This window comes from Heliorestis acidaminivorans (assembly GCF_008933955.1).
GTDB lineage: Bacteria > Bacillota > Desulfitobacteriia > Heliobacteriales > Heliobacteriaceae > Heliorestis > Heliorestis acidaminivorans.
Window position 1 is genome coordinate 20,486 of the sequence record NZ_WBXO01000014.1, and the last position, 12,835, is coordinate 33,320.

Annotated in this window: 14 protein-coding genes; 6 read left to right on the forward strand and 8 right to left on the reverse strand. The window is 39.3% G+C overall.

Annotated features, from left to right (window positions below; all coding sequences use genetic code 11):
- Window positions 1–15: 15 nt before the first annotated feature.
- From F9B85_RS13280 to F9B85_RS13290, 3 genes are all read right to left on the reverse strand, one after another.
- Window positions 16–201, reverse strand: a complete 186-nt coding sequence (locus F9B85_RS13280) for a hypothetical protein (RefSeq protein WP_151621712.1) — start codon at window positions 199–201, stop codon at window positions 16–18.
- 143 nt (window positions 202–344) lie between these two features.
- Complete coding sequence (yhbH, locus tag F9B85_RS13285; RefSeq protein ID WP_243138233.1) at window positions 345–1,499, reverse strand: sporulation protein YhbH; 1,155 nt, start codon at window positions 1,497–1,499, stop codon at window positions 345–347.
- A 13-nt stretch (window positions 1,500–1,512) separates the two neighbouring features.
- Window positions 1,513–3,408 (reverse strand): PrkA family serine protein kinase, encoded by a 1,896-nt coding sequence (locus F9B85_RS13290; protein ID WP_151621713.1) that lies wholly within the window; start codon window positions 3,406–3,408, stop codon window positions 1,513–1,515.
- Between the two features lie 242 nt (window positions 3,409–3,650).
- Between F9B85_RS13290 and F9B85_RS13295 the strand changes: the two genes are divergently transcribed.
- The gene (locus F9B85_RS13295; RefSeq protein ID WP_151621714.1) at window positions 3,651–3,992 is read left to right on the forward strand and encodes a nucleotide pyrophosphohydrolase; all 342 of its coding nucleotides are present in this window, start codon (window positions 3,651–3,653) and stop codon (window positions 3,990–3,992) included.
- 53 nt (window positions 3,993–4,045) lie between these two features.
- Here the strand turns inward: F9B85_RS13295 and F9B85_RS13300 are convergent, their stop codons facing one another.
- The gene (locus F9B85_RS13300) at window positions 4,046–5,452 is read right to left on the reverse strand and encodes a methyl-accepting chemotaxis protein (protein ID WP_151621715.1); all 1,407 of its coding nucleotides are present in this window, start codon (window positions 5,450–5,452) and stop codon (window positions 4,046–4,048) included.
- Between the two features lie 420 nt (window positions 5,453–5,872).
- A complete protein-coding gene (locus tag F9B85_RS13305; protein ID WP_151621716.1) occupies window positions 5,873–6,592 on the reverse strand; it encodes a thioredoxin domain-containing protein in 720 nt (239 codons plus the stop codon).
- A gap of 162 nt (window positions 6,593–6,754) precedes the next feature.
- Between F9B85_RS13305 and F9B85_RS14490 the strand changes: the two genes are divergently transcribed.
- Window positions 6,755–6,919 carry a hypothetical protein gene (locus F9B85_RS14490; protein ID WP_170270547.1) on the forward strand — a complete coding sequence of 55 codons (165 nt, stop codon included), beginning with the start codon at window positions 6,755–6,757 and terminating at the stop codon, window positions 6,917–6,919.
- Between the two features lie 66 nt (window positions 6,920–6,985).
- Here F9B85_RS14490 and htpX read toward each other — a convergent pair whose 3' ends face one another.
- Window positions 6,986–7,867, reverse strand: a complete 882-nt coding sequence (gene htpX / locus F9B85_RS13310; RefSeq protein WP_151621717.1) for a protease HtpX — start codon at window positions 7,865–7,867, stop codon at window positions 6,986–6,988.
- A 236-nt stretch (window positions 7,868–8,103) separates the two neighbouring features.
- Here htpX and F9B85_RS13315 point away from each other — a divergent pair, with 236 nt between their 5' ends.
- From F9B85_RS13315 to F9B85_RS13330, 4 genes are all read left to right on the forward strand, one after another.
- Window positions 8,104–9,213 carry a mechanosensitive ion channel family protein gene (locus tag F9B85_RS13315; RefSeq protein ID WP_151621718.1) on the forward strand — a complete coding sequence of 370 codons (1,110 nt, stop codon included), beginning with the start codon at window positions 8,104–8,106 and terminating at the stop codon, window positions 9,211–9,213.
- Window positions 9,214–9,545: 332 nt separating this feature from the next.
- Complete coding sequence (locus F9B85_RS13320; protein ID WP_151621719.1) at window positions 9,546–9,887, forward strand: hypothetical protein; 342 nt, start codon at window positions 9,546–9,548, stop codon at window positions 9,885–9,887.
- Window positions 9,888–10,004: 117 nt separating this feature from the next.
- Window positions 10,005–10,253 (forward strand): DUF1540 domain-containing protein, encoded by a 249-nt coding sequence (locus F9B85_RS13325; protein WP_151621720.1) that lies wholly within the window; start codon window positions 10,005–10,007, stop codon window positions 10,251–10,253.
- Window positions 10,254–10,395: 142 nt separating this feature from the next.
- On the forward strand, window positions 10,396–10,584 hold the full coding sequence (locus tag F9B85_RS13330) for a hypothetical protein (protein WP_151621721.1): 189 nt from the start codon (window positions 10,396–10,398) through the stop codon (window positions 10,582–10,584).
- Between the two features lie 30 nt (window positions 10,585–10,614).
- Here F9B85_RS13330 and F9B85_RS13335 read toward each other — a convergent pair whose 3' ends face one another.
- Entirely contained in the window at window positions 10,615–11,823 is a 1,209-nt protein-coding gene (locus F9B85_RS13335; protein WP_151621722.1) for an NAD(P)/FAD-dependent oxidoreductase, read from the reverse strand.
- A gap of 277 nt (window positions 11,824–12,100) precedes the next feature.
- Window positions 12,101–12,799: a hypothetical protein gene (locus F9B85_RS13340; RefSeq protein WP_151621723.1), complete on the reverse strand. Its 699-nt coding sequence runs from the start codon at window positions 12,797–12,799 to the stop codon at window positions 12,101–12,103.
- Window positions 12,800–12,835 lie beyond the last annotated feature (36 nt).

The window sequence follows — 12,835 nt, forward strand, 5'->3', positions numbered from 1 at the left end:
GGGGTTTTCTTTTATCTAGGAGTATCCGAGTATTTTCTTCTTGCTTACTAACTTGTCAATTTCATCTTGAATCAGCTTTTCCGTCGCCTTTGGCAAAGGGACACCATTTTCTTTGCAATATTTTAGGAAACGACGATGCACACGTACTTCATTGATCAAGACCTTTAATTTCTGTTGTTCCGCTTCTATGGCTTTTTGCATTTGCCGCTCTTTGCCTCGTGATTCCCAGAATGCGTCTAAGATGGTCTTTCACTCCCCTTGCAAAGTTGCTTAACTTAAAAATTGATTGAAATAATTGAACTTATTGTATGCCAAAATGAAAAAGATCATTATTGAAGTTTCTACTAGCCTTGACCTGCTTCTCCTGGTTTGAAAAAAGTTTTCAAGGCATCGTAGACTTCACTGCGATCACGAATAGTAACAGAGGAGAACTTTTTGTCCTGTACTTTGCGAAAAGCGTTCATTAAGGTACTAGAGAAGTGAGAACGTACTATCTCACCGTAGCCAAAAAGGTTAGTGCGTTCTAACAGTTGATTGACAAGGCGAACACAGCTTTCGTTGTCACTAGAAAGATTGTCACCGTCAGAAAAGTGAAAAGCATAGATGTTGTAATCATGTGGGGGGAATTTTTCGTTGATAATATTAAGGGCCAGTTGATAAGCTGAGGAACATCGAGTACCACCTGATTCTCCTTTGGTAAAAAACTCTTCTTCAGTCACTTCTTTGGCTTCTGTATGATGAGCCACAAAAACGATTTGGACTGCTTGGTATTTAGTGCGCAGAAAGCGCGTCATCCAGTAAAAGAAGGAACGGGCAATATATTTTTCAAAGTTGCCCATAGAGCCTGAAGTATCCATTAAGGCTATGACGACAGCATTAGAGTGACGTTCATTATGAACTTCCCAGGTCTTATAGCGCATATCATCAGGTAAGACAGGAAAGAAGCCTGGTTTGCCTTGTCGAGCGTTGCGCTTTAAGGCTTCTAGCAGGGTACGTTTGCGATCGATGTTACCTTGTAAGCCTTTTTTGCGCACTTCGTTAAAGCGGTACGACTGAGTTTCTAATTCGGGTACTTTCTTTTCTTCCATGTTAGGCAAGCTTAAGTCTTCAAAAAGCAATTTCTGAATTTCTTCAATATCTACTTCTGCTTCATAATAGTCTACGCCTGGTTGATCGCCTGCACCAGGACCTTTGCCTGAACCTGACGTAGGGGAAGTGCCTTCTCGACGCAATACATCGCCTACTTTGGTCTTACCGTCTCCCTGACCTACTTGTTTTTGCTTATTAAAGTCATAGCGGAAGCGATATTCTTCCAAAGAGCGAATCGGTACTTTTACAGTTTTGCGACCATCACTCATGATAATTGCTTCTTCGGAAATGATGTGAGGTAAGTTCTTTTTAATCGCTTCCCGAACCTTTTCCTGGTGACGAGCTTGATCGATCTGGCCTTTGCGATGTAAAGACCAGTCATCGCGTGATACGATAAAATCTTTTGTCAATATAGCTCGCCCCCTAACGATTGAGCAATGATCCTGTGTAGCGCAATAATTCATTGGCGCATACGGGGCAGTAGTCATGGTCTTCCATTAACCGTGCTGTAACTTCATTGATTCTCTTTAATTGCTCGGCGTTAGGTGTACGAGTAGAAGTTGTGATTTTTACAACGTCTTTTAGGTCTGAGAAAAGCTTTTTCTCAATTGCTTCTTTCAGTCTTTCGTGAGAAGTGTATTCAAAAGCTTTCCCACGTCTAGCGTAGCTAGAAAGGCGAATTAGTATTTCTTCCCGAAAAGCTTTCTTGGCATTTTCGGAGACACCTATCTGTTCTTCTATGGAGCGCATGAGCTTTTCATCTGGATCTAATTCCTCGTCTGTAATGGGGTCTTTGATCTTGACACCATTACAAAAGGCTTCGACATTGTCTAGGTAGTTGTTAAGAATTGTGCGTGCCGACTCTTCGTAAGCGTAGACGAAAGCTTTTTGGACTTCTTTCTTAGCTAGCTCATCGTACTCTCGACGAGCAGCTGCAATAAAGTTCAGGTAGCGCTCTTTTTCTTCTTTGCTGATAGAAGGATGCTGATCGAGACCGTCTTTTAAGGCTCTTAGAACATCTAGGGGATTGATGCAGACTGTGTCTTTACGGATAAAAGCAGAAGAAAGCCTGTTAATAACATAGCGTGGATCGACGCCGCTCATACCTTCATCGCTCGCTTCGTTTTGTAGTTCAAGAAGATCTTTTTGTTTGAACCCTTCCACATCTTCGCCGTCATAGAGGCGCATTTTTTTCAGCAGGTCCATGCCTTGCTTTTTCGAATCTTTCAGTCGTGAAAGGACGGAAAATATAGCGGCCGCTCGTAAAGCATGAGGGGCTATATGGATATGTTTTAAATCAGATTGGGCGATAAGTTTTTCGTATATCTTTACTTCTTCGCTTACTTTTAAGTTATAAGGCACTTTTACGATGATCATTCTAGATAGCAGAGCTTCATTCTTTTTGTTAGATACAAAGGATTTGTATTCATTTTCGTTTGTATGGGCGCAGATTAATTCGTCTGCCGAAATCAAGGCAAAGCGACCAGCTTTGAAGTTACCTTCTTGCGACAAAGAAAGCAAATGCCATAGGAATTTTTCGTCAGCTTTTAGCATTTCTTGGAATTCCATCATGCCTCTGTTGGCTTTATTCAATTCTCCATCGAAGCGATAAGCTCGTGGGTCTGATTCAGAACCAAATTCGGAGATAGTCGAAAAGTCAATAGATCCTGTTAAGTCTGCAATATCTTGGCTTTTGGGATCAGAAGGACTGAAAGTACCTATACCAATTCGATCTTCTTCTGAGATAAATAGTCGTTCTACAGGCACTTCTTCTATTTTTCCACCCCATTCTGTGTTGAGACGCATACGGCAATGGGGGCATAAGTTTCCTTCGATATAGACGTTATATTCACGTTGAAACTCTGCTCTAAGTTCTTTGGGAATCAAGTGTAAAGGCTCTTCATGCATGGGACAGCCCTTAATCGAGTAGATAGCTCCTAGATTAGCGCGGCTAAACTTTTCTAAGCCTCGCTTAAGCATCATTACTATCGTTGATTTACCACCTGATACTGGTCCCATAAGGACAAGTATTCTTTTTCGAACTTCTGTGCGACGAGCAGAGGAATGAAAATATTCTTCAACCAATGTTTCTAAGGTCCGATCGAGACCAAAGATTTCTGATGAAAAAAACTTATAGCGTTTCACGCCATTTACTTCCTCAACGCCTTCAGAAACTATCATGTTATAAATTCGTGCATGAGATAGCTGAGTAATTTCTGGATTTTCTTTTACTAAGTTAAGATAATCGCGAAAAGTACCCTCCCAGGCCAGTTCTTTTTCCCGCTGACGAAAAACTTCTAGCTTGTCTAGAAACTCCATTCTATCTCTCCCTCCTGCTACTAACCAGAGATGGTTAGTTCTACCTTATGCGCAATCGAGTGATTGAAATACACTTGTTCATATCCAAATTCAGGTTTGCATATGAAAAAAAAGCTATACTCCTACTGTATTCAAAGTTAATGGACCTTATTGATAGAAAAATAAATGCTTTACAACAAAATAGTATTGACTAGACAAAATTCCTATCCCTCGCTATGGTTAAAGAGAGGTGATGAAAGTTTATGAAAGATTTGACTATGCAAGAAGTACAACAGCAAGTGGATGACTATATTTCTCAATTTGAAGAAGGTTATTTTGATCCACCTACATTAGTAATCCGTTTTTGCGAAGAATTAGGTGAATTGGCTAGAGTTGTTTCTCATCAGTATGGTCCTAAAAAGAAAAAGCCCGATGAAGAAGAAGGCGATATGGAGCTGGAGATGGGTGATCTGCTTTTTATCCTTATATGTTTGGCCAATCGACAAGGTTACAACTTAAACGAGATTTTTATAAAAACTATGGATAAGTACAATTGTCGAGACAAAGATCGCTGGACACGCAAAAAAACACCTGAGCAGTTATAAAGCTCAGGTTAATCAGCTAAGATTTATCAATATAAAAAAAGGACTAAGTCATGTTAAAGGGCTTGCTTCATTTGTTTTAGCAATTGCTGAACTTGATTAGAATAGCTTTCAATTTCTTCTACTTTATTTCTAGCTCCTAACTTGTCACCACTTTGATATAACCTAATTGCTTCAGCACAAGCTTGGTGGAAGAGTCGATGAGGTTCATCTAGTTTTTGATAAGACTCTACCTGCTCGAAAATCTGACGGGCAGGTCCAAAGTACCATTTCCCTAGGCGACAAACTTTATGATTGGATACTTTACTTTCATCTAAGTGGACAATCCCTTTTAGCATGTAATCTACTCTTGATTTCCATAACAAATGGTCTGTAATGGCCAGTTCTACTATCTCTTGAGGTTTAAAAGGTACTTTCAACTGACTAATACGTTGGCGAACACTGTCGGCTTCTGCTATAACCTGATAAAGATTTTCGTTACATCCTTGTAAATCCTTGTTAATTACTTGCACGCCCTGAGATACTTCTTCTAAGCTGGCGCTGAGCTGTTCAAAAGCCGCTGACTGCTCTTCAGTTACAGCGGCCAAATTACTTGTAGCAGAATCAATGATGTGAAAGACTTCCACAAGTGATCGAGCACTATCTTTGGCATCTTGGGCTGAACGAAGACTATCTGAGAAAGATTCCTCCATGGACTCCATACTCTCTTCGATTCTTTTTACTTGTTGATGAATCGTTGTAACTTGATCAGTAATTTCTGTTACCGATTGTCGTGTCTGTTCTGACAGGTTACGAACTTCATCAGCTACAATACTAAAGCCTCGTCCATGCTCCCCTGCTCGTGCCGCTTCAATAGCAGCATTTAAAGCTAGCAGATTAGTCTGATCGGCTACGTCTTTGACAATAGATACAAGATCGTTGATTTTGGCCGTAACTTGCTCTAGTTTTTGCATTTGTCCATCAAGCTCGCTCATTCTGTCTTGAGCCTTACTAGTAGCTAAGCTTGTTTTTTCCATGGATTTTGAAGTTTTATCAATACCTTCACGACCTAAATTACCTTGCTGTGACGTTGTGGTTGCTGAACCTGCAATTTCAGTTACTGATGCTGTCAATTCTTCAGTTGCTGTTGATATTTGCTCTATATTAATAGATTGCTGTTCAAATTGCTCAGCTAGTGCATCGAGGTCTTTGCCTTCTTGTAACGCTGAAGAGACAAGGTGAGTCATATCTAGAGATAAAGATACGATCAGCTTAGAGGTATAGTCGAAAATCTCATTTAACTCTTCCGCCATTGGTCTTAATGATTCTTCCAACTGATCTGCTTGAATTCGTAAAGAAAGATCGCCTTGACGAAATTCTTTCATCGCACTTACTAATTCATCTTTGCTTCTTTGTTCTTTTAACTTATCAGACGGCTTTTGAGCACTCTCTTCTTCTTTTTTGGTTCGAAAAAATTCAAACATGCGATGACTCCCCTATCATTTGGTAACTTCTCTATCTATTTAATTTCTTATTCTACCAGTATATAGAGTGCTCCTCTGATAAATCATATTATTTATGTTTTTATTTTTCTAAAATGTTTCAGTATTTATATGTCTACTAAAAAAATACAAGAAAAAACCACCTTCATTCTTCGAAGGTGGTACCGTACAATCAATGAACTGGACTTGAACCAGTGAGAAAGGATGCCACGGTCCTTTCTAGCACCTGCTATCATTGATTATTTTTGAGCCTTGCTTTTTTATCATATGACTCTCTGTGTTCTACTATAAATTTCGTGATTCTACTCATGCTTTATGTCCTCTTGGGCGATTAATTTTGCTATTTTCAGTTCCTCTTTTTGCCTCTACAGCAAGTGCTGTACATAATTTGCTAAGATAAGTTTATTGTTTCTCTAGATGTGTGATTAACTGTTCAAGATCCTGCACCGTTAAAACACCTGAGGCTGTAGTAGCTAAGTTTCCATAATCATCAATTAGAATAAAAAAAGGAAGCCCTTTTACTTGCATTTCACCACTGGCAATCCTAGGATCAGTACGTCCTACATCAATTTTCTCAATGATTACTTGCTGTAACTTTTCATCCCACTTTTGAAGCCATTTTTCTAATTCTTTAGATTGTGCCGTACAGTCTTCACAAACAGGGGCATAGTAATATTGAATAATTCCAATATATGTTTCAGTGGATTTTGTATTCTCTAGTGCTAGATCCTTTCCTTCTGTTACTTCATTATTAGTAATTTTTTCTGTTGACTCTTGGGTAGAAGAAGCTTCCTCCTGCTCACCTGTCTTTACAATGACTGGCTCTTCTTCTAATGCTTCCTTCTGACTTCCCTCCGTAAGTTCTTCCTCTACCGTTTCTAGGTTCTCTTGTTTTTCCTTACTTTGGTCTGCTATAGTAGTTTCATGGATTTCTAAGGTTTCAACGTTATTAACTTCTTCTTCCATCTCTTCTTGGCTCTGTAGCGTATGGTCGATTTCTTTTTCTACTTGCTTCTTTTCTTCTGTCCAATTAGCCTCTCCGGCTAATGTTTGGAAATTGCATCCACTTACTAAAGGTATTAGTAAGAAAAATAACACTACCAGCCATCCCCGTGTCTTCATCTATTCTTCCCTCCTTGGAGAAAAAAAGACCTTGAGAATGTGTACGCATTATTTATTCGCTTTTTCTACTATCTCTTCCTTCTTTATTTATCAAAAAGTTCTCCAATTCTCTCCATTTGTTTTTAATTAATTTGAGAAAAATTTTGGAAGGAGGCATTTTTTATGGGCGAGAAGCAAAAACCACTTTGTAAGCTACTAAAAAATGATCTTATAAAAAAAGAGCCTGAGGAATTCAAAGCTCTAGTTACGAATGCTCAATTTTATTGTAAGAAATGTGGAAGGGTAGCACAAAAGAGCAAGACCCTTTGTAAGCCTGTAGAGCTCTAGCTTTACAAAAAAAATCACCCTTTAGAGAAGCTTTTGCTCTCTAACAGGGTGATTCTTTTTATTGTTTTACATAGACTGAAGACTGCGAATACGGTCGTCCAAGTCAGGGTGACTGGAGAATAGCTTAGTCCAGCTCTTAGAGCCACCGCTAATTTTCATGGTTTGAAGTGCTTGCTGGTCTGTATCAACAAGTTGTACGTTTTGCTTTAGAGATTGCAAAGCGTGAATCATCTTCTCTTTACCAGCTAACGTAGCGCCACCACGGTCGGCATGGAACTCACGATAGCGTGAGAAGGCCATAACTGCGATACTGCCCAGAATGGAGAAGAAGATCTGGAAGAAGATAATAGCGGCGAAGTGCGCGATAGCGGCATACTCTTCACGCACTAAGGTTGATACAAAGTAAGCGACGATGCGAGATATGAAAACAACAAAGGTGTTTACTACACCTTGAATTAGTGCCATTGTTACCATGTCGCCGTTGGCAATATGGGCCACTTCATGAGCGAGAACACCTTCAACAGCGTTGTCATCCATGCGAGATAACAAACCCGTAGATACTGCTACGAGTGAGCTGTTTTTGGTGGCACCTGTAGCAAAAGCGTTTACTTCTGGAGAATCATAAATACCTACTTCTGGCATTTTAGTAATCCCAGATTGGCGAGACATGTCATGAACGAGTTGAACTATACGATGCTCTTGAGCTGTTAGATTCCCATTCGGATTGAGGACTCGTACGTTCATCATCTTTTTAGCCATCCAGCGGGATATAGCCAAAGAAATGAATGAACCAGAGAAACCTACAATAGCTGCAAATACGAGGAGAGAACCATAATCAATGCCATAGGCAGTGATGTATCCTCCAACGCCCAGCAAGGAAGTCATAATTACGATTGTAAGCAAAACGAGAAAGTTTACTAGCAAAAACAAACCGATACGTTTGAACATTCACCACAACCTCCTTATCTCTTTAAAAAAGCATTTCTCGCATCGGGCACCGAAAGACATTATACCATATATTTGCTATTTTTTTAAGTTTTATTTCACCTTTTTCGATGGGAATTTTTTCAATACTTGTCCAGTTCTTTGACCATGTAAGCAGAATAATGATTTTTATGTTACTATACATAGGAAAAGAATTATGAGTACATATTCCTGAAAGGAGAAAAAACAAGGGGGTTACTATGGATTATATTTTCTCTTATATCAATGTTGAAATGGTTAACTACTGGTTACAAGACATTGCCTTAGCTCTAGCAATCTTCTTTTTATTTCTTGTATTTCGTAAAATCTTCTCTCGTTATATTTTCCAGTTGATGCTAAGAATACTTAAAAAGACTGAAACTGATTTTGTTGCTCCTATCTTGCTTGCTTTCGAAAAGCCTTTACAGTTCTTTTTCGTCATTATCGGTATTTATGTTTCTCTCACTTATACAGCTTTATTACCTAATTATCAAGATTTACTTTTGCGGTTCTTCCGTTCAGCTATTATTGTTACAATTGCTTGGGGGGTATACAACCTCGGCGATATTTACACTGGCATATTCAGGAATCTTGAGAGAAAGCTAGACGTTCAGTTTGACGAAATTCTAATTCCTTTTTTGTCGAAAATCTTGCGTTTTATAACTATATTGTTTGCTTTAAGCATTATTGCTCAGGAGTGGGGTTATGAGGTAGATGGTCTAATTGCTGGTCTTGGTCTTGGCGGTTTGGCTTTTGCTTTGGCAGCACAAGACACACTGTCTAACATCTTCGGCGGTATCATAATTATTGTAGATAAAACTTTTAAAATCGGAGATTGGATAAAATCGTCTAGTGTGGAAGGCACTGTGGAAGAAATTACTTTTCGAAGTACAAAAGTACGTACTTTTTCCCAGGCTCTTGTGACAGTACCTAACTCTAAACTAGTGAATGACGCTATAACGAACTGGTCTCGCATGGGTAAGCGTCAAATCACTTTTAATGTTGGTGTAACATACAGTACTACTCGGGAACAAATGGAACGCTGTGTAGAAGACATTAAAAAGATGCTTCAAGAACATGAAGAGGTACATCCAGAAACCATTTTCGTTACTTTTGACCGCTTCAATGATAGTAGCCTTGATATTTTTCTATACTTTTTCACCAAAACAACTGTCTGGGGTGAATTTTTAGCTGTCAAGCAAGATGTTAACTTAAAAATCATGCAGATTCTAGAAGAAAACAATGTTTCTGTTGCTTTCCCAACTACAACTGTTTATGTGGAAAACTCATCTGAGGAAGAAAGTAAATACATGAAAGCTCCTATGGCATAACTGGAAAAGGACCTCTTTTGTATTGATTTTTACATGGAGGTCTCCCTTTTTCGTCAAATTGTATCTTTATTTTTGTATATTCGCTCACTTTTGAGAGTTTGTTGTCGATAGAAGTCACAAGTTATCTACACCCTTGTCCACATATTTTAGCCCTGCTACTTCAAGCTTTCCACAGCTTTATCCACATTATCCACAGGTAAGCTATCCCCTTTTCCACAGTTTATATAAAGTCGTTTTTGGGACCTTTTTTAGAAATTTCCCAAAAAATAGTCTTGTTAAAAATCGAAATATGGCATAATGATAGCCTATAGAGGTTATAAGGTGGTGCCGTTTTGGGACAAATTCTGCTCTTGTTACTTTTGGGAAGTCTTTTCATTGCCCTGGTTGTAACTCTCCAGACTAAATATATCGATCCTAACTGGCTAGATGTAGGTAAGTATAATTTATATACTTTTCCAGTTATGTTTATTGCTAATACTTTGCTCTTTATTGCCTTCACTAAAGGCCAAGCAATTTTTGGCTCTCTTGCTGTAGTCGTGGGGATTCAAATTGCTATTTACATGCTTTCTATTGCTCTTTTTAGCTATCTTATGCTAGGTCAACAATTAAGCTGGAATACTGCCCTGGGAATTGCTTTGTTAGTCTTAGCTGTCTTCTTCTTGAATCGTGGCTAGAATCTCTTCCTTATGGATCTAATGATTAAAGTTTTGCTCCTTGTCGAATACTACCGTCAGTACAACAGAAGATTATTCTGTACCGCCAAATTAAGAAGTACTTAGGGAGGTATTCTAGTGACTCAACAACACATCCATTGTACCGTTAATAATTGTCATTACTGGCAGCAAGGAAACAAATGTGTAGCTAATGAGATTCTTGTTGCTTCCGATCAGTTCGGTGCTAATCAGCCTGATAATGTTGACGCCAATATGTCTCAGAATCTAACTCCCACCCCTGTCAACACTTGCATGTCCACTTGCTGTAAATCTTTTGTAGCTGGTAATTCACCACAGACCACTGTAGATGGTATCAAGAAGCAGTAACTTAATGCTACTGCTTCTTGATATTGATATATCTTTATACAAATTTTGTAAAAAATAGTACTCTGTCCTTCAGCTTTGGACCATACTGCCAAAGCCAAAGGGATGATTGATAATCTAGTTTCCTACAAGGAGGTTTGTATAGATGGCTCTTTTCTACCTTTCAGAAATCAAAGAAGGCATTCGTCGTGGCGTCTGGCCTCCCGATTCTTGGAAGTTGCCTGCGCCTTTACCGGAGCTAAAAACGACAGAAGAAGATCCAGAGAAGTTAGATGCAAAAATTGAGGCAATGGCTAGAGAATGGGCCAAGCAAAATAATATAAAACTGCATTGAGCATTAGCGGCTCAATGCAGTTTTTTTGTGCTAAAACAATTTGAATTTTCCTTTTTTTAAGAGGAGATTAAAACCACCTAGCATGTAAAGATAGCGATTGTCAATGATTTTTTTCATGATAACGGCTTTCGTCCCTACTATAATCTTGCCAAAGACAATACCGATGGCCTCTTCACTACCTAGGGAAGCGACTGTACCTTTGAATTCAGGCTTTATCTCTTTAAGAGGCTGACCTTTGAGTAAGGCTTTAATGTTTTCGGCACAGCCTTCAGCTTGTTGTATAGTTATTTGCGCTGACGGCGGATAAGGGCGACCTGTTTGTTCATCGTATAGGACAGCACAATCACCAATTACAAAAATATGATCGTCATGGGGTGCTCGTAAGTCTTTTCTTACTTCTACACGTCCTCTTGCAGTTGGAAAACCGCATTGACCTACTAGAGAATTTCCTTGAACTCCTCCGGTCCAGACAACTGTGTCTGCTTTGATTTCTTCTTCATCATCGCCCTGAGCAATTATGACCCCATCGGGTGTACAGGTTTTTATCATTCTGCCTAGATAAAACTCTACACCACGATTCTTCAAATAGTTATATGCATAGTTTACAAGCTCAGGTGCAAAACCTGGAAGTATCGTCTGACCTGCTTCTATATTGATGATGCGAACTTTGCTTGGATCGATATCGTATTCTTTACATAAAACAGGAACTCTTTCTACGAGTTCACCAACAAATTCTATTCCTGTGAATCCAGCACCACCTACAACGAGGGCTAGCATTTCGTCACGTTTTTCATGGTGATAACGTGCAAAGGTACATTGGATATGTTCACGAATCTTACGGGCTTCATTAATACTACGAATACTAAAGGAGTGTTCTTTCAGGCCAGGTATGCCAAAAGTAGCTGGTTCAAACCCTAGGGCGACTACTAGATAGTCGTAGAGCAAGGTTTTTCCACTTTTTAAAAGGACTCTCTTCTCTGCGGTTTGAATTTCACAAACCTCATCTTGTACAAAGTTAACTCTCTTCGTATCAATTACTTCATCAATGTTAACTCGATTATTGTCCTGATGGGCCGTACCTGCTGCATTCTCATGAAGCAAGGTGGTCTGGTAATGGTAGCGATGCTTGTTGACCAGTGTAATTCTGCCTTCTTGAATGGAAAGCAATTTTTGCAAGTGCAATGTCGTCATAATGCCGCCATAGCCTGCACCTAAAATGAGAATTTCTGCTGTCTTCACTTCTGTCTTGACTCCTTATCTACTTAGTACATTTTTTGAATCCCCTTTGATTTAAGCAACGTCTATTTGCCAGAAAAATACTGCATACACTCTTTTACTGACCAAACTAGTATTCTCCTTATATTCTCAATTTCCTGCAACAATTCCTTTTTTGGATGCTAATTCCTTGCGGTGTCAAGCACAAGGTGTAAAAAAAAGATAGACACCTTTTTATAGGCGTCTATCTTCTCATATCTTAGCTTTCTTTTGCTATACTTCATAAGCTTCTTCTCTTTGTTTAATCTTCTTGTACTGTTGGTCCAATCTTTTTCACTAAGTCTCTAGCAAAAGGACCTAAGTCGTTAAGCGAATAGGCTTTCATCGTTCCTGCGGTAGGAACTCGCAAGGCTACTCCAATCCACTCTTCGGGCACACCTGCCTGTCGAAGTCTTTTCTCTACACGCAGAGCAGTGCGTATTCCTTCTTCTGCAGAAATGCTGTTGATTAAAGCAACCTGATCAGAAAAACCTTGTACAGAAGGTGCTACTTCTTCTAGTAAGCTCGATACTCTCTGGAAAGTTTCCGCATCTGTTTCATCAAGGACGAATAAGCCTCTTTCACCTAGTTCCATTTCGCGAAAGTGGCCAATCACTTTTACGCTTAACACAGATAAATCAATAGCTGCTTTTTGTATTTTTTCTGCAGTAATGGTTGTGGCCATGTTAAGAAAGAGAGTGTCCCGACCAATTTCTTGGGACTGTAGGGTCTGTAAGAGAGGAATTACAGTTGGTGCTGGTACAGTGAGAATTGCTATTGTTGCACCCTCAATATCTTTGAGGGCTGTACTGTAGTCAGCCTTAGTGAAGGCGGCAACGTCACGAGCAACTACTTCTTCTGTATCAATGATAATTAGATCTGTTTCTCGTGGTAATCGCTTGGCCACTAGAGCACCTAACCGACCAGCTCCTACAAGAGCTACTCTTTCTCTTTGTTCCAATGAACCCATCCATCCTTTCCATTTTGGTTCAACCAA